The sequence below is a fragment of the Pseudoxanthomonas sp. CF385 genome (genome assembly GCF_900104255.1).
Taxonomy (GTDB): domain Bacteria; phylum Pseudomonadota; class Gammaproteobacteria; order Xanthomonadales; family Xanthomonadaceae; genus Pseudoxanthomonas_A.
Genome location: NZ_FNKZ01000001.1, coordinates 650001 through 675916, shown reverse-complemented (window position 1 = coordinate 675916; position 25916 = coordinate 650001). Strand labels below are relative to the sequence as shown.

The 25916-nt window shown below is 67.2% G+C and carries 20 protein-coding genes and 2 rRNA genes (1 of these 22 only partly in view); 9 read left to right on the top strand and 13 right to left on the bottom strand.

From position 1 onward, the window contains the following. The first annotated feature begins 69 nt into the window (after positions 1-69). The 4 genes from BLT45_RS02955 to BLT45_RS02940 are packed head-to-tail and all read left to right on the top strand — an operon-like array spanning position 70 to position 4589. Complete coding sequence (locus BLT45_RS02955) at positions 70-2583, top strand: DNA topoisomerase I (RefSeq protein ID WP_093294928.1); 2514 nt, start codon at positions 70-72, stop codon at positions 2581-2583. A 21-nt stretch (positions 2584-2604) separates the two neighbouring features. Then, the gene (locus BLT45_RS02950) at positions 2605-3168 is read left to right on the top strand and encodes an L-threonylcarbamoyladenylate synthase type 1 TsaC (RefSeq protein WP_093294925.1); all 564 of its coding nucleotides are present in this window, start codon (positions 2605-2607) and stop codon (positions 3166-3168) included. Between the two features lie 60 nt (positions 3169-3228). Then, on the top strand, positions 3229-3954 hold the full coding sequence (locus tag BLT45_RS02945; protein ID WP_093294922.1) for a hypothetical protein: 726 nt from the start codon (positions 3229-3231) through the stop codon (positions 3952-3954). Further along, positions 3951-4589 carry a DUF4124 domain-containing protein gene (locus tag BLT45_RS02940; protein ID WP_254771773.1) on the top strand — a complete coding sequence of 213 codons (639 nt, stop codon included), beginning with the start codon at positions 3951-3953 and terminating at the stop codon, positions 4587-4589. The genes BLT45_RS02945 and BLT45_RS02940 overlap by 4 nt, the downstream gene beginning before the upstream one ends. Here the strand turns inward: BLT45_RS02940 and BLT45_RS02935 are convergent. Beyond that, a complete protein-coding gene (locus BLT45_RS02935; RefSeq protein WP_093298415.1) occupies positions 4577-5353 on the bottom strand; it encodes an SDR family oxidoreductase in 777 nt (258 codons plus the stop codon). The two genes, BLT45_RS02940 and BLT45_RS02935, sit on opposite strands and share 13 nt — an antisense overlap. 58 nt (positions 5354-5411) lie before the next feature. Here BLT45_RS02935 and BLT45_RS02930 point away from each other — a divergent pair, with 58 nt between their 5' ends. Then, positions 5412-5672: a hypothetical protein gene (locus tag BLT45_RS02930; RefSeq protein WP_093294919.1), complete on the top strand. Its 261-nt coding sequence runs from the start codon at positions 5412-5414 to the stop codon at positions 5670-5672. 3 nt (positions 5673-5675) lie between these two features. Here BLT45_RS02930 and BLT45_RS02925 read toward each other — a convergent pair whose 3' ends face one another. From BLT45_RS02925 to BLT45_RS02910, 4 genes are all read right to left on the bottom strand, one after another. Continuing rightward, entirely contained in the window at positions 5676-6050 is a 375-nt protein-coding gene (locus BLT45_RS02925; protein ID WP_139187899.1) for a hypothetical protein, read from the bottom strand. Positions 6051-6058: 8 nt separating this feature from the next. Further along, entirely contained in the window at positions 6059-6556 is a 498-nt protein-coding gene (locus tag BLT45_RS02920; protein ID WP_139187897.1) for a hypothetical protein, read from the bottom strand. A gap of 131 nt (positions 6557-6687) precedes the next feature. After that, complete coding sequence (gene sppA / locus BLT45_RS02915; RefSeq protein ID WP_093294910.1) at positions 6688-8592, bottom strand: signal peptide peptidase SppA; 1905 nt, start codon at positions 8590-8592, stop codon at positions 6688-6690. A gap of 63 nt (positions 8593-8655) precedes the next feature. Further along, complete coding sequence (locus BLT45_RS02910) at positions 8656-10041, bottom strand: MATE family efflux transporter (RefSeq protein ID WP_093294907.1); 1386 nt, start codon at positions 10039-10041, stop codon at positions 8656-8658. Between the two features lie 101 nt (positions 10042-10142). Here BLT45_RS02910 and BLT45_RS02905 point away from each other — a divergent pair, with 101 nt between their 5' ends. Continuing rightward, positions 10143-11360 (top strand): DUF3667 domain-containing protein, encoded by a 1218-nt coding sequence (locus BLT45_RS02905; RefSeq protein ID WP_093294904.1) that lies wholly within the window; start codon positions 10143-10145, stop codon positions 11358-11360. Between the two features lie 4 nt (positions 11361-11364). Here BLT45_RS02905 and BLT45_RS02900 read toward each other — a convergent pair whose 3' ends face one another. Then, entirely contained in the window at positions 11365-12804 is a 1440-nt protein-coding gene (locus BLT45_RS02900; protein ID WP_093294901.1) for a hypothetical protein, read from the bottom strand. A gap of 446 nt (positions 12805-13250) precedes the next feature. Between BLT45_RS02900 and BLT45_RS02895 the strand changes: the two genes are divergently transcribed. From BLT45_RS02895 to BLT45_RS02885, 3 genes are all read left to right on the top strand, one after another. Beyond that, positions 13251-15434, top strand: a complete 2184-nt coding sequence (locus BLT45_RS02895) for a primosomal protein N' (protein WP_093294899.1) — start codon at positions 13251-13253, stop codon at positions 15432-15434. Then, the gene (locus BLT45_RS02890) at positions 15434-16753 is read left to right on the top strand and encodes an MFS transporter (protein WP_093294896.1); all 1320 of its coding nucleotides are present in this window, start codon (positions 15434-15436) and stop codon (positions 16751-16753) included. Before BLT45_RS02895 ends, BLT45_RS02890 begins: the two co-directional genes overlap by 1 nt. Before the next feature lie 67 nt (positions 16754-16820). After that, positions 16821-18074: an FAD-dependent oxidoreductase gene (locus BLT45_RS02885; protein WP_093298412.1), complete on the top strand. Its 1254-nt coding sequence runs from the start codon at positions 16821-16823 to the stop codon at positions 18072-18074. On the opposite strand, the gene BLT45_RS02880 is transcribed toward BLT45_RS02885, so the two are convergent. The 7 genes from BLT45_RS02880 to BLT45_RS02850 all read right to left on the bottom strand — a co-directional run. Next, complete coding sequence (locus BLT45_RS02880; RefSeq protein WP_093294893.1) at positions 18047-18520, bottom strand: DUF1203 domain-containing protein; 474 nt, start codon at positions 18518-18520, stop codon at positions 18047-18049. The two genes, BLT45_RS02885 and BLT45_RS02880, sit on opposite strands and share 28 nt — an antisense overlap. Positions 18521-18592: 72 nt before the next feature. Next, positions 18593-19999 (bottom strand): hypothetical protein, encoded by a 1407-nt coding sequence (locus tag BLT45_RS02875; protein WP_093294891.1) that lies wholly within the window; start codon positions 19997-19999, stop codon positions 18593-18595. 174 nt (positions 20000-20173) lie between these two features. Next, positions 20174-21052, bottom strand: coding sequence for an RNA polymerase sigma factor RpoH (gene rpoH, locus BLT45_RS02870; protein WP_093294888.1), 879 nt, complete (start codon positions 21050-21052; stop codon positions 20174-20176). 176 nt (positions 21053-21228) lie between these two features. Beyond that, complete coding sequence (locus BLT45_RS02865; RefSeq protein WP_093294885.1) at positions 21229-22071, bottom strand: metal-dependent hydrolase; 843 nt, start codon at positions 22069-22071, stop codon at positions 21229-21231. A 102-nt stretch (positions 22072-22173) separates the two neighbouring features. Then, positions 22174-23379: a membrane dipeptidase gene (locus tag BLT45_RS02860; RefSeq protein ID WP_093294882.1), complete on the bottom strand. Its 1206-nt coding sequence runs from the start codon at positions 23377-23379 to the stop codon at positions 22174-22176. Positions 23380-23502: 123 nt separating this feature from the next. Beyond that, a 5S ribosomal RNA gene (gene rrf, locus BLT45_RS02855) occupies positions 23503-23617 on the bottom strand. A 126-nt stretch (positions 23618-23743) separates the two neighbouring features. Continuing rightward, positions 23744-25916, bottom strand: a 23S ribosomal RNA gene (locus tag BLT45_RS02850) (it continues 706 nt past the right edge of the window).

Genomic DNA, 25916 nt, shown 5'->3' with positions numbered 1-25916 from the left:
CTGGCGCCCGCGTTTGGGCCACCCTAGCCGGCCCCGGACGGCCCCCCTCGAATCCCCCGAATCCCCGACATGCCCAAGCACCTGCTCATCGTCGAGTCGCCCGCCAAGGCCAAGACGATCAACAAATACCTCGGCAAGGACTTCACCGTCCTGGCGTCCTACGGCCACGTCCGGGACCTGGTGCCGAAGGAGGGAGCGGTGGATCCGGACAACGGGTTCGCGATGCGGTACGACCTGATCGACAAGAACGAGAAGCATGTCGACGCGATCGCCAAGGCCGCCAAGAGCGCCGACGACATCTTCCTGGCCACCGACCCGGATCGCGAAGGCGAGGCCATCAGCTGGCACATCGCGGAGATCCTGAAGGAACGCGGTCTGCTGAAGGACAAGCCGCTGCACCGCGTGGTGTTCACCGAGATCACGCCGCGCGCGATCAAGGAAGCGATGAGCCAGCCGCGCCAGATCGCCGGCGATCTTGTCGACGCGCAGCAGGCGCGCCGGGCGCTGGACTACCTGGTCGGTTTCAACCTGTCACCGGTGCTGTGGCGGAAGGTGCAGCGCGGCCTGTCGGCCGGGCGCGTGCAGTCGCCGGCGCTGCGCATGATCGTCGAGCGCGAGGAAGAGATCGAAGCCTTCGTCGCCCGCGAATACTGGAGCATCGAAGCCGAGTGCGCGCATCCGCGCCAGGCCTTCACCGCCAAGCTGACCCGGCTGGACGGCCAGAAATTCGAGCAGTTCACCGTCACCGATGGTGACACCGCCGAGGCCGCGCGCCTGCGCATCCAGCAGGCCGCGCAGGGTTCGCTGCATGTCACCGACGTGACCAGCAAGGAGCGCAAGCGCCGACCGGCGCCGCCGTTCACCACCTCGACGCTGCAGCAGGAAGCCTCGCGCAAACTCGGCTTCACCACCCGCAAGACCATGCAGGTCGCGCAGAAGCTGTACGAAGGCGTGAACATCGGCGACGAGGAAGGCACCGTCGGCCTGATCAGCTATATGCGTACCGACTCGGTGAGCCTCTCGGCAGAGGCGCTGACCGAAATCCGCGACGTGATCGCGCGCGACTTCGGTACCCAGGCGCTGCCCGACAAGCCCAACGTCTACCAGACCAAGTCGAAGAACGCACAGGAAGCGCACGAGGCGGTGCGCCCGACCAGCGCACTGCGCACGCCGACGCAGGTTGCGCGTTACCTCAGCGACGACGAGCGCAAGCTCTACGACCTGATCTGGAAGCGCGCCGTCGCCTGCCAGATGGTGCCGGCCACGTTGAATACCGTCAGTGTGGACCTGGCCGCGGGCAGCCAGCACAGCTTCCGCGCCAGCGGCACCACGGTGGTCGATCCGGGCTTCCTGGCCGTGTACGAGGAAGGCAAGGACCAGAAGAACGCCGAGGACGAGGACGAAGGCCGCAAGCTGCCGGCGATGAAGCCGGGCGACACGGTGCCGCTGGACCGCATCCACGCCGACCAGCACTTCACCCAGCCGCCGCCGCGCTTCACCGAAGCCGCGCTGGTGAAGGCGCTGGAGGAATACGGCATCGGCCGTCCCTCCACCTACGCCTCGATCATCCAGACGCTGATCTTCCGCAAGTACGTGGAAATGGAAGGCCGCGCGTTCAAGCCCAGCGACGTGGGCCGCGCGGTCAGCAAGTTCCTGTCCGGCCACTTCACCCAGTACGTGGACTACGACTTCACCGCCAAGCTGGAGGACGAGCTCGACGCCGTCTCCCGTGGCGAGGAGGAGTGGGTGCCGCTGATGGAGAAGTTCTGGGGCCCGTTCAAGGAACTGGTCGACGAGAAGGCCGAGACCGTCGACCGCAGCGAAGCCACCGGCGCGCGCGAGTTGGGTACCGATCCCAAGTCCGGCAAGCCGGTCAGCGTGCGCCTGGGCCGCTACGGACCCTACGCGCAGATCGGCGACAAGGACACCGACGAGAAGCTGGAGTTCGCCTCGCTGCGGCCCGGCCAGTCGATGCACACCATCACCCTGGAAGACGCGCTGGAGCTGTTCAAGCTGCCGCGCAAGCTGGGCCAGGACAAGGACGAGGACGTCAGCGTCGGCATCGGCCGGTTCGGTCCGTTCGCCAAGCGCGGCAGCACCTACGCCTCGCTGAAGAAGGAAGACGATCCCTACACGATCGATCTGGCGCGCGCGGTGTTCCTGATCGAAGAGAAGGAAGAGATCGCGCGCAACCGCATCATCAAGGAATTCGACGGCAGCGACATCCAGGTGCTGAACGGACGCTTCGGCCCGTACATCAGCGACGGCAAGCTCAACGGCAAGATCCCGAAGGATCGGGAACCGGCCTCGCTGACATTCGAGGAAGTGCAGAAGCTGCTGGAGGAAACCGGCAAGCCGGTGCGCAAGGGCTTCGGCAAGAAGGCCGCGACCAAGAAAGCCGCGGTGAAGAAGACCGCTGCGCCGAAGACCGAGACCGCCAAGAAGGCGCCGGCCAAGAAGGCGGCGAAGAAGGCAGCGAAGAAGGCGACCAAGAAAACGGCCGCCAAGAAGACCGCAACCAAGAAGACGACGGTGAAGAAGGCCGCCTCCAAGGCCGCCGCCGGAGACGACGCGCCCTTCTGATCCGACGACGACGCCGACACCATGCCCATCGAAAGGACCATCGAGGAAGCAGCGGAAGTGATCCGCAGCGGCGGCATCGTCGCCTATCCCACCGAAGCCGTGTGGGGCCTGGGCTGCGACCCGTTCGACGAGGGTGCCGTGCACCGGCTGCTGGCGATCAAGCAGCGGCCGGTCGACAAGGGGCTGATCCTGATCGCCGCCACGCTGGAACAGCTCAAGCCGCTGATCGACGTCGCCGCCGTACCCACCGACCGTCTCACCGAAGTGCTCGCCAGCTGGCCTGGCCCGCACACCTGGGTGATGCCTGCCAGCGCGCAGGCGCCCCGCTGGATCACCGGCCAGCATCGCGGCATCGCGGTGCGCGTCAGCGACCATCCCACCGTCGTCGGCCTGTGCCAGGCCTATGGCGGTGCATTGGTGTCCACCAGCGCGAATCTGAGCGGCCAGCCGGCCGTCAGCACCTATGACGCGCTGGACCCGGCCCTGCTCGCACGCGTGGATGCCGCCGTGCCCGGGCAGACCGGCGGCCTGGCCCGCCCGACCGCCATCCGCGACGCACTGAGCGGCCAAGCGCTACGTGAATGACCGGCGGCCGTCGACGGCGCCCGACTTTCCATCCCCTGCCCACGCGCGCACCATGGCGGCATGCCTCGCCGCGCCCTGCTCCTGCTGCCGGTCTTCCTGATATCGCCGCCGTCGTTCGCGCAGACGCAGGCGAAGCCGGCCGCGCCTGCGGACGTCACGATCTACCGCTGCACGAACGCCGCCGGCGCACTGACGGTGCGGGATTCGCCCTGCCTCAAGGGCGAGAAGCAGGACGTCCGCACCATGCAGCGCCCACGCGACCCGGCGCCCGTCGCACGTCCGGCCCCCGCGCCGACGACGCCCGCCGCACCGGTATCGGACACCCGTGTCCAGGTGGTCTACGTCACGCCGCCACGCCCGATGTACGAATGCGTGACGCCCGATGGCGAGAGCTACACCAGCGACGACGGTGAAGGAAATCCGCGCTGGGTGCCGTATTGGTCGACCGGCCATCCGGGGTGGGCGCGCAACGGCTACACAAGTTCCGCCAGCGTGTCGGGCAATGTGTCGATCGGCAACGGCACGCTCTCGTTCCAGAGCGGCGATCCGAGACCGCCTCGACCTCCGCGACCCGGGCACGGGGGCGCGGGCTATGCGCCCGGCGGCGTCTGGATCCGCGATACCTGCCACGTCCTGCCGCAGGCCGAGGTCTGCGCGCGCCTGTCGGACCGGCGCTACGAGATCCTGCGCCGCTACGGCAGCGCGATGGCGAGCGAACGCCGCACGCTAGACTTGGAGCAGCGCGGCATCGACGCGCGCATCGCCAACGACTGCAGGAATCCATGAGCCGCACCGCACGCTCCATCGCCCGCCGCCTGCTGCTGGCGGTTTGTTGCCTCTTCGCATCGTTCGCCGCGCAGGCCGCGGACGTCGTCATCTACCGCTGTACCGATGCCAGCGGTGCGCTGACCCTGCAGAACGCACCGTGCCCGAAAGGCACGAAGCAGGAACAGCGCACGATGCAGGGCGTCAACACGGTACCGATGGCGCCCGCAGCCCCTGCCGGACAGGCGCCCGCGGCGGCGGCGAAGCCGGCCGCGCGAACGGCCGACGCGCCTCCGGCACGCGCGACCGACGCCGCACCGCTGCCTCCGCCGGTGCTGTTCCAGTGCACGACATACGACAAGGACACGTACGTCACCGAAGACAGCGAGCCCGCCTCGCGCTGCGTCTCGCTGCGCACGACCGGCCTGGACGGCAACCCGCAGGCCGGCGCAGGCCAGGCCTGCGAAGTGGTGCGCGACACCTGCGCGCGCGTGCCCGACGGCGGCCTGTGCGAGGCCTGGAAGAAGCGCGGCGACGAAACCGAAGTGGCTTATCGCTTCGCGCGCCGCGAGAACGTCGAGAAGAATCGCGCCGAGTACGAGCGCGTGGCGCGCATCCTGTCCGAGAGTACCTGCGGCGTCGCTCAGAACCCGTAGCGCAGGAACCCGCCATCCACCGCGATGCACTCGCCGGTGATGTAGCTGGCCGCAGGCAGACAGAGGAAACCGACGGCCGCGGCGACTTCTTCCGGCTCGCCGATGCGACCCATCGGCGTGCGCGCGACCACTTCGTCGTAATAGTCCGGGTCCGAGAGCGGACCCGACGTGCGCCGCGTGCGGATGTACCACGGGGCCACCGCATTCACGCGCACCCCGTCCTCGGCCCACTCCGCCGCCAGGTTGCGGGTGAGCTGGTGCAGCGCGGCCTTGGTCATTCCGTACGGTGCGCCGCTGCGCACGGCGGTGATGCCCGACACGCTGCCGACGTTGACGATGCACGAGGCCGCATGCCGCGTGAGCAGCGGATGCGCATAACGCGACAGTTCGAAGGCCGAGAACAGGTTGGTCTCGAAGATGCCGCGCCACTCGTCCTCGGTGTAGTCCACCGCGGCGCGGGTGACGTTGCCGCCAGCATTGTTGACGAGGATGTTCAGACCGTCGGCATGGTCCTCGGCCCAATCGAGGATGGCGCGCCGATCCTCGTCGTCGGCCACGTCGGCGGCCAGCACGCTGATCTCGCGCTCGGGGAATTCCTCGACGAGGTCCTGGCGCGCGTCCTGCAGCGCGTCCGCATCGCGCGCGACCATCAGCACGTCGGCACCGAACCCCAGCAGCTCACGCGTGATCGCCAGCCCGATGCCCGCGCTGGCACCGGTCACCAGCGCCAGTTGTCCCTCCAGTCGCCACCGGTTCGCCGCCACGTGCGCCTCCTCCATCGTTGGGCGTAGCATAGCGCCACGTCATACGAGGATCGTCGTCATGCCCGGGATCCGCTTCGCCCTGCTCGCCTCGCTCGCCCTGATGGCCGCGGCATGCCGCGCACCGGAACCGCCTCCCACCGACGAGCCCCCGGAACCGCAAGCCACCGCATCGACGACGACGCCCAGCGGCACCGAACTGCGCGACGCCGTGCAGGCGCCCATCCAGAAGGCCGAGGCCGTGGAAGCGCAGGTGCAGGCATCGGCCGATCGCACGAACGCGGCCGAAGCGGAAGCGACCGGCGACGCCAGCGCTCCCTGAGCCTCAGGCTTCGCCGTCGGCGGCGAATTCCACCCAGCGCCACTGCCCGTCCACGCGACCGAGGTAGAACAGGTACGGCGCGCAGGAGAGCACGTAGCGATCGTCTTCGCGCAGCGGCGTCGCCGTGCGCAGGCAGCGGCGGACGTCGGCGGTCAGCAGCGCCGGCACCACCGTGCGCGCCACCGTTTGGCGATCGCGCGGCTCGCTTTCGAACAGGAAGGGCACCTGCGTCAGGCTCGCGACGGCCTCGGCGTCGTTCGTGGCGACCGCCTCCCGCCAGCGCGACAGGAAGGTGGCGAAGTCCGCATCGGCATCCGACGCCCGCACGGGCGCGACGACACCGGCGAACGCCAGCAGCATCGCGATGGCCATCCGCATCGCCCCACTCATTCCGGCGCACCCTCGCAGGCCGCCGGCGGGTTCTCGGCGGCGCAGGCGCGTGGCCAGCTCGGCAGGCGCAGCGCGATCCAGGGGTGCTCCTCCAGGCCTTCGCAGGCCGGTGCAGGTGCGTATCCGGTGGGCAGCGCGGCGCCGGGCATGTCGCACACGCGGGGCGCCGCATCGCGCGAGCCACTCACCACGCGCTGCAGGCGTCCGTCGCGGAACCATAGGGTCGCCCAGCGCCATGGCGCCGGATCCACGTCCATCACCCACAGCGTCTTGCAGCCGGTGTAATCGTCGGCCAGGTCCACGCTGCGCGGATGCACCAGCATGAAGCCACCCGGCGTCGCCACCAGGCCTGCATCGTCCGGTGCTGTCGTGCTCGAGCATGACGGCACGTCCGGCAGGCTCGGCTCTGCGGCATGCGCGCCCGCCATGCACGCCATCGCGGCCATCGCGGCCATCGCGGCCATCGCCCCTACACCCGACACCCTGCGTTTCATGCGTCTCCGGTTCCTGCGCCGATGCCGCATACAACGCGGATTGCGCGGCGGACGGCCATTCGCACGCGCACAACGAAACGGGCCGCCCGGTTGCCCGGGCGGCCCGTGGGTTCATGCGATGCGGGTCGGCGTCAGAAACCGCAGAAGCAGTACGCCAACGTCTTCACCGGTGCGCCGTTGCGGTCGTTCACGGCTTCGTCGACGAAGCGCAGCTGCGCTTCCATTTCCGGCAGGCTGCGTGCGAGCAGCGCGCGGGCGAAGTCGGAATCCTTCAACCACGCGGCGCCCAGGCGCGTACCGGCCATGCCCGACATGAACTGCGAGAACGGCGAGGCGGCCTTCTCGATGTAGCGCACGCGGTAGCCCTCGGCATCGGTGAGCTTGGCGCGCTTGGCGGCGTCGGCAAGCGCGGCGTCCAGGCCGCCCAGTTCGTCGACCAGCGCGCGTTCCTTCGCCTGCGCGCCGCTCCACACGCGGCCGCGCGCGACGGCGTCGATGTCCTCGACCGACTTCTTGCGCGCGTCGGCGACCTTGCCGGTGAAGTCCGCATAGCCCTTGTCGATGACCGACTGGATCACCTGGCCGACGGCCGGGTCCAGCGGACGGGTGATGTCGAACGCGCCGGCGAAGCGCGTGGTGCCCACGCCGTCGGTGTGCACGCCGATCTTCTCCAGCGAGCGCGGCACGGTGGGGATCATGCCGAAGATGCCGATCGAGCCGGTGATCGTGGACGGATCGGCGTAGATGCGGTCGGCATTCATGCTGATCCAGTAGCCACCGGACGCGGCCAGGTCGCCCATCGAAACGACCACGGGCTTGCCGGCCTTCTTCAGCGCGGCCACTTCACGGCGGATCTGCTCGGAGGCGTACACGCCGCCGCCCGGCGAGTCCACGCGCAGCACCACGGCCTTCACGTCCTCGTCGTCGCGCGCCTCGCGCAGCAGCGCCGAGGTGGACAGGCCACCGACACGGCCGGCCGGCTGGTCGCCGTCGGTGATCTCGCCTTCGGCCACGACCACGGCGACCTGCGGACGGCTGTCCAGCGGATTCTTCTTGCCATCGATCTGGGCCAGGTAGCCCGCCAGGCCGACCGCGCGGAAGCCGGTTTCCGAATCCTCATCGGCCACGCCACGCTCGATCAGCAGGTTCTCGACTTCTTCCTGGGTCTTCAGGCCGTCGACGAGCTTCTGCTGCAGTGCGTACTTGGCCAGGTCGCCACCGGCGGCGGCGACGCCTTCCGGCAGCGTGTCGATGCCGGCGGCCAGCGCTTCCGGCGTGGTCTTGCGGACCTTGGCGATGTCGGCGAGCAGGCGCTGCCAGACATCGTTCATCCAGAACAGGTCGGCTTCCTTGGCTTCCTTCGACGCCGCGTCGAGCACGTAGGGTTCGGCGGCCGACTTGTATTCGCCCACCTTGAACAGGTGCACGTCCACGCCAAGCTTGTCCTGCAGGCCCTGGCGATAGTACTGGCGGTAGCGGCCCAGGCCCTCGAGCACCAGGCTGCCCATCGGATCGATGTAGACCTCGTTGGCCTGCGCGGCCAACAGGTACTGCGTCTGGCTGAGGTTCTCGCCGAACGCGACGATCTGCTTGCCGGAGGCACGGAACTTCGCCAGCGCCGCGGCCACTTCACGCAGCGAGGCGTAGCCGGTCGGCTGCAACTGGTCCACGCGCAGCAGCATGCGTTCGATCTTCTCGTCCTTCTGCGCGGCCTCGATGGCGCGCACCAGGTCGCGCAGCTGCACTTCCTCGCCGCTCTTGTCGCCCAGCGCCTTGGCCAGCGCGCGGGTGGCGGGATCGGCGGTGAACTGTTCCACCAGGCGGCCTTCCGGCGCCAGCACGAAGGTCGTGCGCTCCATCAGCGGCTTCACCCCGCCACTGCCGGCGGCGATGACGAAGAAGATGAAGATGAGGAACAGCAACCCGAAGAAGATCAGGTTGAGGACCAGCTTGCGGGTGAAGTTCATCACGTCCCACAGCCCCACGAAGAACGTGGCGACCGGGCTACGGCGGGGTGCGGGTGCGACTTGGTTCATGGAAGACTCCGGGAAACTGGGGCCACTGTAGCGTGTGCCTGCGGGGCTTTCATGCCCCGTTGGTCACCGTGACGCTGGCAAGGGGTCCTGCGCGACGGCCATGTGGCGCCGACTGCTCCGCTCGAAACGCCAACCCAGCAGCACCGCGGCGGCGGTCAGGCCCACGATCAGGCCTGCCCACATGCCCTGCGGCCCCCAGCCGAGCCCCAGGCCCAGTCCGGCCCCCAGCGGCATGCCCAGGCCCCAATACGACACCACCGCCAGCCACATGGGCACGCGCGTGTCCTTCAGCCCGCGCAGCGCGCCCGCCGACAGCACCTGGATGCCGTCCGGGAACTGGAACGCCGCCGCGAACAGCAGCAGCGTCCCGGCCAGCGCGGCGACGGCGAGATCGTCGGTGTACAGCGCCACCACCAGGTCGTGGCCCAACAGCAGGAACAGCGCCGACATCGCCTGCGTGGCCAGCACGATGACGTAGCCGGCGTGCGCCGCGCGGCGGATGCCGGGCGCATCGCCCGAGCCGACCGCATGGCCCACCCGCACGGTCGTCGCCTCGGCCACGCCCATCGGCACCATGAAGCACAGCGCGGACACGTTGATGGCGATCTGGTGCGCCGCGGCCGGTGTCGTGCCCAGCCGTGCGATCAGCAGCGCGGTGACGATGAACAGGCTGCCCTCCATCAGCACTGTGATGCCGATCGGCAGGCCGGTGCGGAGCAGCCGCAGGATCGGTTCACGGCGCGGCGGATCGAAGTGCGCGAACAGGTGCAGGTCGGCGAACCGCTTCGAACGCGACAGGTACACCGCGAACGCGATGGCCTGCAGCCACATGGTCAGCGCCGAGGCGATGCCCAGGCCGCCCGCGCCCATTTCGGGGAATCCCAGCTTGCCGAACGTCAGCACGTAGCCTACCGGCGCCAGCACCAGCAGGCCGCCGAAGCCGAGGATCATCGTCGGCAGCGTCCAGTGCGTGCCCTCGCTGAGGTAGCGCATGCAGAAATAGAACGTTAGCGCCGGCACGCCCCAGCGGATGCCGTGCAGGAAGGCGGTCGCGCCGGGAATGATGTCCGGGGCGATGCCGAACCGCGCCAACGCGTACGGCGCCACGCTGAGGAAGGCGAACATCAGCAGGCCCAGGCCCAGTGACAGCCACAGCGCCTGGCGGAACAGCGGCGCGATCTCGCCGCGCCGGTTCGCCCCGTCCAGTTGGGACACGGAGGCCGTCAGCGAGATCAGCGTGCCGATCGGTACCATCATCGGCAGCCACAGCAGGGCCGTGCCCACGGTGACCGCCGCCAGCGTCTGGGTGGCGTGGTGGCCAGCGATGACGTTGTCGACGAAGCCGATCAGGCCAGTGGAGACATGGCCCAGCACCAACGGCAGGGCGAGGGAGGCCGTCGCACGCACTTCCTGGCCGAAGCGCGGGATCGGGGAGGGGAGCTGGGACATGAGGGCAACCGCCGGACTACGGTCGCGCGGTCGCGCGCTGGCACCGGGTCACGGGAGGCCGGTATCTTACCCGCTCGCCACCCGCACCGTCCGAACCGCCCATGACTTCATCGCAGGAAGCCGACGCCGTGCACGCCAGTGCGTGCGACAACTGCAGGACGCCGCTGCAGGGCGGGTTCTGCCACCAGTGCGGGCAGAACGCGCACAACCCGCTGCGCAGTTTCGGGCACGCGGTGGAGGAGGTGTTCGAGTCGTTCTGGCACCTGGACGGCCGCATCTTCCGCACGCTGCGCACGCTGCTCTCGCCGGGCACGCTGGCCAACGCCTACCTCGCCGGGCACCGAGCGCCGTACGTGGCGCCGCTGCGGCTGTTCGTGATCGTCAGCGTGCTGACGTTCTTCGTCGCGAAGCTGACCCTGCATATCGGCGAAGTGACGCTACCGGAACCGCCCCCGACGGCCGACGGCACGACCAACCTGGTCGCAAAACCGGATGAGTCCGGCATCGATTTCTCCAAGCAGACGACGGTCGAGGGCGTCATCAAACAGCGCGACCAGACGCTGGAGGGCCTGGTATCGGCGCGCGCGGGCGTCCCTCGCGGACTGGGCTTCGTACGCGAACGGATTGAAGAGAACATCTATGCCACCCAACGACTGGCACGCGAGCGGATCGTCCAGCTTCAACCGAACCATCCATCGCTGGCACAGCCCGATCTCTACCCGGCAGGCGCACCACTGCCCGAGATACCCATGCGCGCCCTGATCAGCATCGACGGCAAGCCGTTCGATGCCGACACCAACCCGGTGCGCGTGGACTGGCTGCCCGACTTCGCCAATCGCTGGTTCAACAAGAAGCTGGCGCGGGCGGAAGAGAATGTCCCACGCATCGCACAGGATCCGGAGTACTTCGTCACCCGCCTGATCGGCTCGGTACCGTCGGCCCTGTTCGTGCTGGTGCCGGTGTTCGCCCTGCTGCTGAAACTGGCGTACATCGAGACGCGGCGCGTGTACCTGGAGCACTTGGTCGTGGCGTTGTACAGCCACGCCTATCTGTGCCTGTGCATCCTGGTGCTCTGCCTGATCCAGGCGCTGGGCAACCTGGTTCCATCGGGCAACTTCTGGCTGAAAATCCCGCAGTGGACGGCACAGCTCGCCGTGCTGGCCTGGATGCCGGTCTACCTGTTCTGGATGCAGCAGCGCGTCTACCGCCAGCACTGGATCTTCACCGCGATCAAGTTCTGCGTGCTGGGCACGCTTTACTACCTGATGCTGGTGATGGCGATCTTCTTCCTGGCGTTGACCACCTGGGTGAACACCTGACGCATCAGCGTTCGCGGCGCGCGTGCAGCCATGCCGTGCGTTGGCCGGCAGGCACCCGGATCAGCGCGTGGCGGAAGCGGTCGCGCTCCTGCGGCGGCGTGCGTTGGGCCAGCGCCGCCAGGTCGTCCAGCGCGGTGGCATCCAGTTGGCGCAGCAACGCCAGCAGCGGTTCGCGCTCGCGCGCCGGTACGTAGGCGAACAGCGGCTGCAGGCGCGGCCACACCGCGCCCAGCACGGGGCCCAGCCGCCAGCCACGATGCTCCATGGCATCGAGCGCGCCGAAACGCGTGCGCAGCGCCTGCTGCGCGTCCGCGGGCTGCATCGCGAGATCCCGCGCCGCTGCGCGCAGGCGCGCGCGGTCCGCTTCCTCCAGCGCCTGCCAGGCCGCGTAGTCGGCACGCTGGCGGGTGAGCGCTTCCCAGGGTCGCGGCGGGTCCGGCACCACGACGGCCTGGGCCGTGGGCGCTTCCGCGTCTTCATCGGCCTGCGCGGGTGGCGGCGACGGCTCCGGTGCGACCTCGGCCGCCGCCGTCGCTGCACGCTGCACGATGTACCAGGCGAGGAAATCTGCCTGCGGCACCAGCGTGGCCGCCTCGGGATCCATCCGCATCGGTGCATCGCGATCCGTGCGCGCGGCTTCTTCCGCGTCGAAGCGCGCGGCGGGTGGTTCGGCCGGCGGCAACGGTTCCTGCAGGATGTCGGGATCGGTCAGGGTCACCGTCTCGGACACGGGCGTGGGCGCCGGCTGCAGCAGGTCCGCCCACGGCGCGCCGGGCCACCAGGTGGCCGCCAGGGCGGCCGCCATCAGCGCGAGGACCAGCACGACCCAAGGCCACCGGCGCGGCGTACTGACGGGAACGGCGGTGCGGGGCGAAGGTGCGGTGGCGGCGGGCGGCACCCGCGTGCCCGCCAGCGCATCCTCGCGCAAACGCGCCAGGCGGGCCAGCCGCTCGGGCGGCAGGTCGCGCAGATGGACCTGGACCGCCTCGGCCAGGCGGCGCCAGGCCTCGGCATCCGGACGCCCGGTGGCATCCCGGGGGCAGGCGCGCGTCAGGGCGGCCCGGTAGTCGTCGGTGGACAGGCCCAGCACGCCGGCCGCCTCGTCTTCCTGCAGCCCGCCCGCCAGCCGCAACAGCAAGGCAGCGCGGTCGGGCGCGGCGATACCGGCGAGCGCCTGCATCGCCGGCGCGCGATGTGCGACGGGGGATTCGGCTCGCAGCGGTGGCGCCGCGACCAGCAGGCTCCAGAAGCGCGCCGGCCACGCGGCCATCGGCAGTTCGGCCGCATGGGCACGGAACGCCCGCAGGGCCGCGGCCAGCGCCACGTCGCCGCGTTCGGCGTCGCCGCACTGGAGCGCGGCGAAGACAGCACCCCGCCGTTCGCAGCCGCGCAGGAAGGCGGCCAGAGCGGCGGGCGGAGCTTCGGACGGGGGGTTCGGGGCCATGCGAAAACCGGGGTTCGACAGTCCGATCATAGACAGCCTGCGGGGCCGTATGGACGCTTGACAGCGCGCCGGAACCTGCTCTCCCCGGCGCCACAAGGGTTTCCACGAAAATGCGTTGTGCACAGCGGTCACCAAACCGTCACGCAGCCCGGTGGACCCGGCGGCACTCGCCATGTTTCAGCTGGGTTTCACGATTAAATTATTGAATTTCAAAGGAATATTGGCGTTGGTGCTTTTTTCGCCAACCTGACTGGAAGGCTTGCAGGTACGTCATCGCGCCGTGAAGCATCAGCGCCATGCACAGATTTATCCACAGCAGATGTGGATAAACCCAATTCTCCTTGCCGGATCAGTACTTGCGTGAATTTCGTCAAGAAATTGGCAGGACAACCGTGCAACTGCACAACCACCTGACCTTGCCGAGGCCGCCCGATAAACTGAGCCCGATGCCTCCCTCCCCCGTCCTGCGGATCGCCCTGCCGGTACCCCTGCCGCAGGCATTCGACTACCTGCCGCCGCCCGGCCATGCCCCGACCGCCGGGGACGTCGGCAAACGGGTGCGCGTGCCGTTCGGCAGCCGCGAACTGGTCGGCGTGGTCGCCTCCGTCGAGCCCCGGACCGACGACGTGCCCGAGCTGCGCGAAGCCTTGGCTCTGCTGGACGACGCGCCGCTCGTGCAGGGAGAGCTCCTGGAATCGCTGCACTGGCTGGCCCGCTATACCCATGCTCCGCTCGGTGAAGTGTTCGCGACCGCGCTGCCGACTGCCCTGCGCCAGGGCGAGCCACTGCCTGACACGCACGCCTGGCAGTGGCGGCTGACCGACGCCGGGCTGACCCAGCGCGACCGCCTCAGGAGCGGCAGCCGCCCCCGCCGCCTGGCCGATCTGCTGGCCGCCGTGCCGCTGGACGAGGACGCGCTGGACCTGCATCTGGACGAAGGCCGCGCGACGGCGCGAACCCTGGCCAAGCGCGGGCTCGCCGAGCGCGTCGCCGTGCCGGCCACCATGCCGGTTCCCGTGCCCCGCGCAGGTCCGCTTCTCAATGAGCAGCAGCGCGAGGCGGCGGACGCCATCATCGCGTCGCATGGCTTCGCTGCACTGCTCCTCGACGGCGTGACCGGCAGCGGCAAGACCGAGGTCTACCTGCAGGCCATCGCGGACTGCCTGGCGCGTGGGCGGCAGGCGCTGGTACTGGTCCCCGAGATCGGGCTGACGCCGCAGACGCTGTCGCGTTTTCGCGACCGCCTGGGCGTGCCGGTGCACGCGCTGCACTCCGGCCTCAACGATGGCGAACGCGCCCGCACCTGGGCCGCCTGCCTGCGCGGCGAGGCGCGGGTGGTGGTCGGCACGCGCTCGGCGGTATTCACGCCGCTGCCGGAGGCGGGCCTGATCATCGTCGACGAGGAACACGACGGCAGCTACAAGCAGCAGGACGGCATCCGGTACCACGCCCGCGATTTCGCGCTGGTGCGCGGCAAGGCGCTGGACGTGCCGGTGGTGCTCGGCAGCGCGACACCGTCGCTGGAGACGCTGCACAACGCGCGCAGCGGGCGCTACACGCACCTGCGACTGTCGCGGCGTGCCGGCGAGGCCCAGCCCCCCAGCGTACGCGTGCTGGACATGCGCAAGCGTCCACAACAGGCCGGCCTGCTCGCCGACACGCTGCAGGCCCTGCGGCAGGCCGTCGACGCCGGAGGGCAGGCGCTCGTGTTCAAGAACCGCCGTGGCTATGCGCCGGTACTGCTGTGCCACGACTGCGGCTGGAATGCGCACTGCAAGCGCTGCGATGCCTCGATGACGGTGCACGCCGGCGGCAAGCGCCTGCAGTGCCACCATTGCGGCGCACGCCAACCGGCACCGTTGGCCTGCCCGGACTGTGGCGGACTGGCGCTGCAACCGCAGGGCATCGGCACCGAGCGGCTGGAAGAGTTGCTGGTCGAGACCTTCCAGGACGTGCCGGTGCTGCGCGTGGACCGCAGCACCACGCAGAAACGCGACGGCTTGGCGCAACAACTGGCGAAGCTGGGCGAGGCGCCGGGCATCCTGGTCGGCACGCAGATCCTGGCCAAGGGCCACGACCTGCCGCATCTCACCCGCGTGGCCGTGGTGGGCGTGGACGAAGGCCTGTTCTCCACCGATTTCCGCGCGACCGAGAAACTCGCGCAGCAGCTGATCCAGGTGGCCGGTCGCGCCGGACGTGCGGGTAAGCGCGGCGATGTCTGGCTGCAGACGCATCATCCCGACCACCCGTTGCTGGATACGCTCATCAACGGCGGCTACCACGCCTTCGCCGATGCCGAACTCGAGCAGCGGCGGATGGCGGGCTTCCCGCCGTTCGCGCATCTCGCCCTGTTGCGTGCCGAAGCCCAACACGTCGATGCCGCGCAGCAGTTCCTGCAGGCCGCGAAGCAGGCCCTGCGTGCGCACGATGCGACCCTCGAACTGCATGGCCCGTTGCCCGCGCCGATGCCGCGCCGCGCAGGCCTGCATCGCGTGCAGCTGCTGCTCTCCTCGCCGGAGCGCCGCAGCCTGCACCGCACGCTGGATCTGGCACTGCCACAGATACATGCCTTGCCGGAAGCGCGCCGTACGCGCTGGTCGCTGGATGTGGACCCGATGGACCTCTACTGATGACGAACACGCCACCTGATGCGATGACGCCCACCCGCCGCCTGCGCAGCATCTTCAGCGGCTCGGTCGGCAATCTGGTGGAGTGGTACGACTGGTACGTCTACGCGGCGTTCTCGCTGTACTTCGCCGACGTGTTCTTCCCCGGCGACGACCGCACCAGCCAGTTGTTGAAGACGGCCACGATCTTCGCCGTCGGCTTCCTGATGCGCCCGTTGGGCGGCTGGCTGCTGGGCCGGTACGCGGACCGCCACGGCCGCAAGCGCGCCCTGATGCTGTCGGTGGTGATGATGTGCGCGGGCTCGCTGATCATCGCCTGCACGCCCGGCTATGCCAGCATCGGCATCGCCGCGCCGGTACTGCTGGTGCTGGCCCGGCTGCTGCAGGGCCTGAGCGTCGGCGGCGAGTACGGCGCGTCGGCGACGTACCTGAGCGAAATGGCCACGCGCGCGCATCGCGGGTTCTGGTCGAGCTTCCAGTACGTCACGCTGGTGATGGGCCACCTGGTCGCACTCGCGGTACTGATCGTCCTGCAGCGCGTTTTCCTCACCGACGAACAACTGCGCGACTGGGGCTGGCGCATTCCGTTCGCGATCGGCGCCGCGGCCGCGCTGGTCGCACTGTGGCTGCGGCGGAACATGGTGGAAACCGAATCCTTCGTGCGCACCGAATCCGATGCCGGCGCCTCGCAGCAGCAGGCCCAAGGCACGCTGCGCGCACTGATGCGGCATCCGCGCGCGGTCCTCAGCGTGGTCGGCCTGACGATGGGCGGCACGTTGGCCTTCTATACGTACACGACCTACGTGCACAAGTTCCTCGTCAACAGCGCCGGCATGGCCGCCGAAACGGCCAGCCTGATCAACGCGTCCACGCTGTTCGTCTACATGCTGCTGCAGCCCGTCGTCGGCGCGCTGTCGGACCGCATCGGCCGGCGCCGCATCCTGATCGCCTTCGGCGTGCTCGGCACGCTTTTCACCGTGCCGATCCTCAGCCAGCTCCAGGACGTGCGGAGCGCCACCGAGGCGTTCTGGCTGGTAATGGCCGCGCTGGTGATCGTGAGCGGCTACACCGCGATCAATGCGGTGGTGAAGGCGGAGCTGTTCCCGGTGGAGATCCGCGCCCTTGGAGTGGGCCTGCCCTACGCGCTGACCGTGGCGATCTTCGGCGGCACCGCGGACATGGTGGCGCTGTGGTTCAAGCGGGCCGGCATGGAAACCGGCTTCTACTGGTACGTCAGCGCCTGCATCGCGTGTTCGCTGCTGGTGTACCTGTGGATGCCCGATACCCGCAGGACGTCGCTGATCGACCGCGACAGCGACTGACGCCGTGAGACAATCGCCCGCGGTGACAGGAGAAACGGGCATGCACGCAGCACTTCCCCACGTCGTCATCGTCGGCGGCGGTTTCGGGGGCCTCTGGGCCACGCGGGCGCTGGATGGCGCTCCGGTGAGGATCACCCTGATCGATCGCCACAACCACCATCTGTTCCAGCCGCTGCTGTACCAGGTCGCGACCGCGGGCCTCTCCGCACCCGACATCGCCGCACCGCTGCGGCACATCCTGCGCAAGCAGCGCAACGTCGAAGTACGCCTGGCCGATGTCGCCTCGGTCGTCCCGCACGACAAGCAGGTGGTGTTGGCCGATGGGAACGCCCTCGCGTTCGACTACCTGCTGCTGGCCACTGGCGCGACGCACGCCTACTTCGGCCACGACGAATGGGCTGCGCATGCGCCGGGGCTGAAGACGCTCGACGACGCGCTGCAGCTGCGCCGCCACCTGCTGCTCGCCTTCGAGCGCGCCGAAGCCGAGAACGATCCGGCGAAGCGCGCGGCCTGGCTCAGCTTCGCCGTCGTCGGCGGCGGCCCGACCGGCGTCGAGCTGGCCGGTACGCTGGCCGAAATCGCACGGCATACGTTGAAGAACGAGTTCCGCCACATCGATCCCTCACAGGCGCGTGTACGCCTGGTGGAAGCAGGCCCGCGCGTACTGGCGTCGTTCCCCGAAGCCCTCTCGGAAAAGGCGCGCCTGCAGTTGGAGAAACTGGGCGTGGAAGTGGCGACCGGCACGCCCGTCAGTCATATCGATGATGACGGCTACCGCTTGGGCGACGTGTTCGTGCCCGCGAAAACGGTCGTGTGGGCCGCCGGCGTGGCCGCGTCTCCCCTGGCGCGCACGCTCGGCGTGCCGCTGGACCGGGCCGGTCGCGTCCACGTGCAACCGGACCTCAGCGTGCCGGGCCATCCCGACATTTTCGTCGCCGGCGATCTCGCCTCCTTTACCTCGGATGGCCGCCCGGTTCCTGGCGTCGCGCCGGCGGCCAAGCAGATGGGCGGCCACGTGGCGGCCGTGCTGCGCGCGCGGCTGGCGGGACGCCCGTCGCCCGCGGCGTTCCGCTACCGCGACTACGGCAACCTGGCCACGATCGGCCGGATGGCGGCGGTGGTCGACTTCGGCCGATTGAAATTCTCCGGCCTGCTGGCGTGGTGGTTCTGGCTCACCGCGCACGTGTTCTTCCTGATCGGGTTCCGCAACCGGCTCGTCGTGCTGTTGAACTGGTTCTGGGCGTACTGGAGTTACCAGCGCGGCGCGCGGATCATCCTGGGCAAGGACGACGATCAGGCAGGATCGACGCGGCAGGCATAGCAGCCGCGGCGCGCATTGTGGACGTGCAGGTAGGCGACGCCCGGCGCATCGAGGAGGCGTTGCAGGTGCGGAAGCGCATCGACGCCTTCGCTGACCTCCGCATCGCGCATCACGCCTTCCGCGTCGTATGCGCGCAGCGACAGCAGGCGCCGTGGAAACGTGGGCGGAAGCGTGTCGCGGAACTCCGCCGGCGGCGTCTGCAGGGCGGCTTCGCTGACGAAGATCGGTCCGCTGCCGCGATACGGGCCGGCGACGTCGTGGTGCACGTAGGGAAGCAGCAACAGGGCATCTCCCTGGCGTGCATCCTGAAGCGTGACGCGGCAAGGGAACCCATGGTCGGCGGTGGCGACGACGCGGCGGATGTTGCGTGCGGCCAGCGCGACCCCGTCGAGCGCGAACAGCGGCAGGAAGGGTGCGGGAGACAGGCCCCGGATCACGAACGACATGGCATCATTCCAATGGACGTGACGCCATGTTCGTGCCGCGCCGGCGATCCGGCTATCCGGATCTTGCGCTGATCATTGGCCGCCCAGCGGGTGGCGCGTACCGTCCGCCATCACGAGTTCGCCATCGCCGATACGCTCGCTGTCGGCGTCCACCGTGATGAACTCGGCTTCCAGCCGGCCGGCGCCCTTGCTGCCCTTCAGATCGAAGATGTAGCGCTCGCCTTCCGCCGCCCACGACGCCTCGCGGTCGAATGCCGCTTCGCGGATGTCGCCGATATGGCGCTTCACCACCGGATGCGCCTGCATGGCGGCGTTCGCCTGCAGGACGAAGATGCCATCCTGGCGCGCAAAGGTCTCCGGAATCTCGATGTCCTCGTCGACGTCCACGACATCGGTTTCGGTGGCGCGTTCGTCTTCGCCCGGGAACGGCGCCTCACCCTCGAAGGCCAGTTCGCGGCCATCGTCCAGCGTCAGCACACCCTTGCCCAGGCGTTCGGTGTCGGCATCCACGGTGATGAACTCGGCCAGCAGGCGTCCGCGCCCCTTGTCGCCCGCCACCGCGAACACGAACTCATCCGCGCCTTCGGCCTCGGCGCTTGCGCTCAGATCGAGTTCGAACGCCGACAGCGTGCCGATGTGCTGCCGCACCAGCGGATAGCGCTGCGCCGCGGCGCGCGCCTGGCGGGTGAAGATGTTGTCCTGCATGCCGCCGAACAGCGACGTCGCGTCTTCGTCGTCTGCGGGCTCGTCCGCATCGCGAGGCTCGCCTTCGAACGGCAGGCGGCGCCCGTCCTGCAGCGTCAGCACGCCCTTGCCGAGGCGTTCGGTATCCGCGCTGACGGTGATGAACTCGGCCTCCAGCGTGCCACGTCCCTTGCTGCCCACGAGGTCGAACACGAACGTGTTCATGCCGACCGCGGCACCCGTGCCGATTTCGTTCATCGTGAACGTGTCGATCTGCCCGATATGCTCCTGCACCAGCGGATACCGCTGCGCGGCTTCGCGTGCCTGGCGGGTGAAGAGATCCTTGCCATGCGCGAGCATCGCCTCGTCGTCATGCGCGTGGTCGTGCTCGTCCTCCGCGGCGAGCGCATCGGCGTTGCCGTCGATGGCGTGCGTGGCGCCGTCCGCCATCACCAGCGTCCCGGGGCCCAGCACTTCCTCGGTGGGGCTCACGGTGATGAAACGCGCGGTGACGCGCCCCTTGCCGCGGCTGCCTTCGACATCGAACACCAGCACGTCGGGGCCGGGCTCGTCCATGCTCGCGGCTTCGTCCAGTGCCACCTTGCGGATCGCGCCGAGGTGCTTGGCCACGATCGGATCCACCTGCATCGCCGCACGGGCCTGCGCGTCGTACTCTTCGCGATCGATGCCGAACGTGATGCGGCCCTGCGTGTCGGTCGCTTTCGCTCCGTCCGCCCCCGCTGCCGCGGCATGCGCCGCCGTCATCGCGAAAGCGCCCACGATGAGCCACGTCAAACCCACGATCCAGCGCCCCTGTATCCCCCACCGCATGCCCTGCTCCTTGTGTCGTCGTCGTCCGATCCGGACTGCGGCGTAGTGGATCACATTTTGATTGACCGATGCATGCGCGAAAACGAAAGAGGCCCCTTGCGGGGCCTCTCTGCGATGAAGCGCGGCGACTGACGGCGATCAGGCAGCGAACAAGGCCTTCATCTTCTTCAGTGCATTGGCTTCGACCTGGCGCACGCGTTCGGCGGAGATACCGTACTCATCGGCCAGTTCCTGCAGCGTCACCTTGCTTTCGCCATCCAGCCAGCGGCGCTTGATGATGTCGCGCGAACGGTCGTCCAGGTTCGCCAGGCCCTCGCGCAACAGCTCGAGCTGGTTGTCCTCGCTGTCGGCACGCTCGTAGGCCTGCGACGGGTCCTCGTCGTGGGCGACCAGGTAGCTGGCCGGCGACGGCGGCGCATGGTCGTCGTCCTCGTCTGAAGGCGCATCGAAGCCGATGTCACGGCCCGACAGGCGCGCTTCCATCTCGAGCACTTCGCGCTCGGATACGTTGAGGTCCTTCGCAATGACGCTGACCTCTTCCGCGTTCATCCAGCCGAGGCGGGTCTTGGACTTGCGCAGGTTGAAGAACAGCTTGCGCTGCGCCTTGGTCGTGGCGACCTTCACGATGCGCCAGTTCTTCAGGATGAACTCGTGCATTTCGGCACGGATCCAGTGCACCGCGAAACTCACCAGGCGAACCCCCATGTCGGGGTCGAAACGCTTCACGGCCTTCATCAGGCCGATATTGCCTTCCTGGATCAGGTCGCCCAGCGGCAGACCGTAGCCGTTGTAGCCGCGGGCGACGTGCACGACGAAGCGCAGGTGCGAATGCACCAGCTCGCGCGCGGCGTCGAGGTCTTCGTCCTCGCGGTAGCGGTTGGCGAGCTCGCGCTCGTTCTCGACCGACAGCACGGGAATCTGGTGCACGGCGCTGATGTAAGCGTCGAGCGAACCCAGGGCGCTGGGGATCGGGAGGTTGTTGGGGACCAGGGCGGTGGTGGAGGTGATCTGGTTCATGGGCAAGGATGTTAGCAGTCGGGGGGTTCGACTGCTAACCACATGGGAAGTTCCCTTTGTCCCATCGATGCAACAATCGCCCCGCCATCAGGCCTTGGGAAAACCCCCAATATTTTCAACGGCTTGGCGCTGGTGAAAGCGCAGAGCCGACGGCCTCGCATCCGAAGAGAATGCATTCATTCAGCTTTGGCGCCCATGGCGACGACCACCGGGGGACGTGCCGCCGTCTGCCGGGCCAGCGTGGCCGCCGCGACCGCATCGCCCCCCAGTTGTGCCGGATGAAAGCCGGGCTTCAGGTAGTTCCACAGGTGCCGGAGCGTGCGGCGCCCCATCTGGTGGCCGGGCCCGACATGCTCGACCGCCTGATGCAACGTACTCCTGCGCCACAACAACCGGTCCTGGGCCAGCAGCGCGATGGCCAGCCCCGTCATCAGCAGGTAGAACAGGGCCGCCGTCGTCAGTGCGCCCGCCAGCCGGACGGCATATCGCGGAGCGACGGCCTGCAGCAGATCAAACGCCACGGCCCGGTGCTCGATCTCCTCAGCGAAATGCCACTCCATCAGATCACGCACCCGCGGATCGGCCTCCGAGAGGATGGCTTGGGACAGGAACTCGTAGCCGAGGTACGCATTGATGTGCTCGACGCAGCTGACGAGCGACGCACGCAGCCATAAGGGCCCCCACCGATCCATCGTCCTGAAGATGACGCGGTCGACGACGCGCTCGAAACCGCGATAGGCATAACCCTGCGCGTCGAGGTTCTGCCAGTAGCGCTTGTGCGCCACCCCGTGCTGCGCTTCCTGACGGATGAAGGCCTGGCATCGTGCCCGCAAGGCCGGGTCGGCGATCCGCGACTGGCAGGCATTCAACGTGCGGATATAGAAGGCCTCATTCGCAGGCACGAGCACCGTATAGGCGTTCAGCAGCGAGGACACGACCTCGTTGCCCGGCAACCAGTGCTTGGGCACGTCATGCGGCAGCGCTTCCACGAAACGGCGCGGCGTGATCGATTCGTCCATGAGTCCATTTCCCGCTCAAACAACAGGCACGTCACTCTCTACGCCCGCACCCCGCATGCGGCCTGCCGGCAGTCGGCTCGGCGCGCGCACGCTGACGCACGGTCAATCCGCGGTGCTGGGTGCGGCGATCGCCTGGGTCTCTCGCATCACCCTCAACAGGTTGCCACCCCAGATCTTGCGAATGTCGTCTTCACTGTAGCCCGCCGCAAGTAGACGCTGGGTGATCAGCGGCAGGGCACTGACATCCTCCATACCGACGACACCGCCGCCGCCATCCCAATCCGCGCCGATGCCGACATGGTCCGCACCCGCAACCTTGATGATGTGGAGCAGATGCGCCATGTAGTCATCGAACGTCGCACGCTTCACCGGGTAACGCGCGTCGATGGCGCGCCGCTCGGCCAGATAGGCCGGCGCCCCTTCGACGGACAACCTGCCCTCCGGTCCGTACTTGTCCGACAGCGCGTCGAGTGCCGCTTCTCGCTCAGGGATCTTGGGAATACTGACGAGATAGCCACCGAATGCATTCACGTGAATGACGCCCCCCTTGGCCGCAAGACGGCGGATACGGGCGTCATCGATATTGCGGGGATGATCGAAGATCGCATCCGCGCTTGTGTGCGACAGCACGATGGGTGCGCGCGACTGCTCCAGCAGCTGGTCGAACACGGCATCGCTTGCATGCGAAGCATCCAGCACGATACCCAGCCGGTTCGCATCGGCGACCAGCGCCTTGCCAGCCGGGCTCAGGCCACCCCATTCGGGGCCCTTCGCATCGGTGGAGGAGTCGCCGAAATCGTTGTTCAACACATGCGTGATCCCCAGCATGCGTAAGCCGAGCCGGTGGTACGCCACGAGCAGGCTCGGGTCCGCGGCCAGGGGCGCCGCGTTCTCCATGCTGATGAACGACACACGCTTGCCTGTCTTCGCGATACGCAACGCATCGTCCGGCGTCAGCGCGAGTTCCATCGTGTCCGCGTGGGAGGCGAGCATCTCGCGGATCGCGACCAGCCGCTCCAGTCCATGGTTTCGCGCTGCTTGCTTGCCTGCGTCGTCGCGCGCGCCCTGCCCGGTGTAGATCACCCAGAAGCCGCCATCCAACCCACCGGCCTTCATGCGCGGCAGGTCGACCTGCGAGAGATCGCCTTCATGCGCATGGTCGTCCGCGATGTCCCACCCCGGCCGCGCGAGGTTGGCGGGCGTGTCGAGATGGGTGTCGAGCACGAGCGCGGCTTCGTGCACGCGTTGCGCATCCGCCGAGACGGGGCCGGCCGCCGAGACGGGCGAGTACAGACTTCCGAGCAACATGGCGCCGACCAAGCAGGATCGCTTCACGCACTGCCCCCTGACATGAGATGAAGCTCGATTGTTGGCGAAACCGGCGCAAGAAAAAACCCCCAGCCTTTTGGGCTGGGGGTTTAGGGGTAAAGCCCCTGGCGATGACCTACTCTTGCATGGCTTAAGCCACACTACCATCGGCGCGGCTGCGTTTCACTTCCGTGTTCGGGATGGGAACGGGTGGGACCACAGCGCTAATTTCACCAGGGAGAGGGTTGGAGCGTCGCCATCCAAGGAACGGATTAAGGCGCCAATCTCTCATAGGGTCTTGTGACGTAGCGGGCATTGGATTTTCTCTGACGATATCGTCGAGTCCAAGGCCACTTGAGGTTATATGGTCAAGCCGCACGGATCATTAGTATCAGTTAGCTCAATGGGTTGCCCCACTTACACACCTGACCTATCAACCACCTAGTCTTGATGGTTCCTTTAGGGGGCTTGTGCCCCGGGAGATCTCATCTTGAGGCGCGCTTCCCGCTTAGATGCTTTCAGCGGTTATCGCTTCCGAACATAGCTACCCGGCAATGCCACTGGCGTGACAACCGGAACACCAGAGGTTCGTCCACTCCGGTCCTCTCGTACTAGGAGCAGCCCCTCTCAAATCTCCAACGCCCATGGCAGATAGGGACCGAACTGTCTCACGACGTTCTGAACCCAGCTCGCGTACCACTTTAAATGGCGAACAGCCATACCCTTGGGACCGACTACAGCCCCAGGATGTGATGAGCCGACATCGAGGTGCCAAACACCGCCGTCGATATGAACTCTTGGGCGGTATCAGCCTGTTATCCCCGGAGTACCTTTTATCCGTTGAGCGATGGCCCTTCCATACAGAACCACCGGATCACTAAGTCCTACTTTCGTACCTGCTTGATCCGTCGATCTCGCAGTCAAGCACGCTTATGCCTTTGCACACAGTGCGCGATGTCCGACCGCGCTGAGCGTACCTTCGAGCTCCTCCGTTACTCTTTGGGAGGAGACCGCCCCAGTCAAACTACCCACCATACATGGTCCCCGATCCGGATTACGGACCTAGGTTAGAACGTCAAGCACATCAGGGTGGTATTTCAAGGTTGGCTCCACCGAAGCTAGCGCCTCGGTTTCATAGCCTCCCACCTATCCTACACAGACGAACTCAACGTTCAATGTAAAGCTATAGTAAAGGTTCACGGGGTCTTTCCGTCTTGCCACGGGAACGCTGCATCTTCACAGCGATTTCAATTTCACTGAGTCTCGGGTGGAGACAGCGCCGCTGTCGTTACGCCATTCGTGCAGGTCGGAACTTACCCGACAAGGAATTTCGCTACCTTAGGACCGTTATAGTTACGGCCGCCGTTTACTGGGGCTTCGATCAAGAGCTTCGCCTTGCGGCTGACCCCATCAATTAACCTTCCAGCACCGGGCAGGCGTCACACCCTATACGTCCACTTTCGTGTTTGCAGAGTGCTGTGTTTTTGATAAACAGTCGCAGCGGCCTGGTTTCTGCGACCCCCCTCAGCTATAGCCCGCATGGGCCACCAAAGGGGGTGCACCTTCTCCCGAAGTTACGGTGCCATGTTGCCTAGTTCCTTCACCCGAGTTCTCTCAAGCGCCTGAGAATTCTCATCCTACCCACCTGTGTCGGTTTACGGTACGGTCTGCGTGAGCTGAAGCTTAGGAGCTTTTCCTGGAAGCGTGGTATCAGTGACTTCGTCCTAAAGGACTCGTCTCGGTGCTCGGTCTTAAAGGATCCCGGATTTGCCAAAGATCCAAACCTACCGCCTTTCCCCCGGACAACCAACGCCGGGTACACCTAACCTTCTCCGTCCCTCCATCGCACTCACGCGAGGTGCAGGAATATTAACCTGCTTCCCATCGACTACGGCTTTCGCCCTCGCCTTAGGGACCGACTAACCCTGCGTCGATTAACGTTGCGCAAGGAAACCTTGGGCTTTCGGCGTGCGGGCTTTTCACCCGCATTATCGTTACTCATGTCAGCATTCGCACTTCCGATACCTCCAGCAGCCTTCTCAAGCCACCTTCGCAGGCTTACGGAACGCTCCTCTACCGCGCATAACAAAGTTATGCACCCCAAGCTTCGGTTTCGTGCTTAGCCCCGTTAAATCTTCCGCGCAGACCGACTCGACCAGTGAGCTATTACGCTTTCTTTAAAGGGTGGCTGCTTCTAAGCCAACCTCCTGGCTGTCTGTGCCTTTCCACATCGTTTTCCACTTAGCACGAAATTTGGGACCTTAGCTGTGGGTCTGGGTTGTTTCCCTTTTCACGACGGACGTTAGCACCCGCCGTGTGTCTCCCGTACATTCTGTCTTGGTATTCGGAGTTTGCCATGGTTTGCTAAGACGCGATGTCCCGCTAGCCATAACAGTGCTCTACCCCCAAGAAGATTCATACGAGGCGCTACCTAAATAGCTTTCGAGGAGAACCAGCTATCTCCGGGTTCGATTAGCTTTTCACTCCTAATCACACCTCATCCCCTACCTTTGCAACGGGAGTGGGTTCGGGCCTCC

What these genes read in the sequence shown, in the direction of transcription:
- BLT45_RS02945 (WP_093294922.1), top strand. Translation starts at nt 3,229, where the DNA reads ATGCCTCGCCGCGCCCTGCTCCTGCTGCCGGTCTTCCTGATATCGCCG.
- BLT45_RS02955 (WP_093294928.1), top strand. Translation starts at nt 70, where the DNA reads ATGCCCAAGCACCTGCTCATCGTCGAGTCGCCCGCCAAGGCCAAGACG.
- BLT45_RS02900 (WP_093294901.1), bottom strand. Translation starts at nt 12,804, where the DNA reads ATGGCCCCGAACCCCCCGTCCGAAGCTCCGCCCGCCGCTCTGGCCGCC.
- BLT45_RS02880 (WP_093294893.1), bottom strand. Translation starts at nt 18,520, where the DNA reads ATGTCGTTCGTGATCCGGGGCCTGTCTCCCGCACCCTTCCTGCCGCTG.
- BLT45_RS02940 (WP_254771773.1), top strand. Translation starts at nt 3,951, where the DNA reads ATGAGCCGCACCGCACGCTCCATCGCCCGCCGCCTGCTGCTGGCGGTT.
- BLT45_RS02860 (WP_093294882.1), bottom strand. Translation starts at nt 23,379, where the DNA reads ATGTTGCTCGGAAGTCTGTACTCGCCCGTCTCGGCGGCCGGCCCCGTC.
- sppA (WP_093294910.1), bottom strand. Translation starts at nt 8,592, where the DNA reads ATGAACCAAGTCGCACCCGCACCCCGCCGTAGCCCGGTCGCCACGTTC.
- BLT45_RS02910 (WP_093294907.1), bottom strand. Translation starts at nt 10,041, where the DNA reads ATGTCCCAGCTCCCCTCCCCGATCCCGCGCTTCGGCCAGGAAGTGCGT.
- BLT45_RS02930 (WP_093294919.1), top strand. Translation starts at nt 5,412, where the DNA reads ATGCCCGGGATCCGCTTCGCCCTGCTCGCCTCGCTCGCCCTGATGGCC.
- rpoH (WP_093294888.1), bottom strand. Translation starts at nt 21,052, where the DNA reads ATGAACCAGATCACCTCCACCACCGCCCTGGTCCCCAACAACCTCCCG.
- BLT45_RS02895 (WP_093294899.1), top strand. Translation starts at nt 13,251, where the DNA reads ATGCCTCCCTCCCCCGTCCTGCGGATCGCCCTGCCGGTACCCCTGCCG.
- BLT45_RS02920 (WP_139187897.1), bottom strand. Translation starts at nt 6,556, where the DNA reads ATGAAACGCAGGGTGTCGGGTGTAGGGGCGATGGCCGCGATGGCCGCG.
- BLT45_RS02950 (WP_093294925.1), top strand. Translation starts at nt 2,605, where the DNA reads ATGCCCATCGAAAGGACCATCGAGGAAGCAGCGGAAGTGATCCGCAGC.
- BLT45_RS02865 (WP_093294885.1), bottom strand. Translation starts at nt 22,071, where the DNA reads ATGGACGAATCGATCACGCCGCGCCGTTTCGTGGAAGCGCTGCCGCAT.
- BLT45_RS02905 (WP_093294904.1), top strand. Translation starts at nt 10,143, where the DNA reads ATGACTTCATCGCAGGAAGCCGACGCCGTGCACGCCAGTGCGTGCGAC.
- BLT45_RS02925 (WP_139187899.1), bottom strand. Translation starts at nt 6,050, where the DNA reads ATGCGGATGGCCATCGCGATGCTGCTGGCGTTCGCCGGTGTCGTCGCG.
- BLT45_RS02890 (WP_093294896.1), top strand. Translation starts at nt 15,434, where the DNA reads ATGACGAACACGCCACCTGATGCGATGACGCCCACCCGCCGCCTGCGC.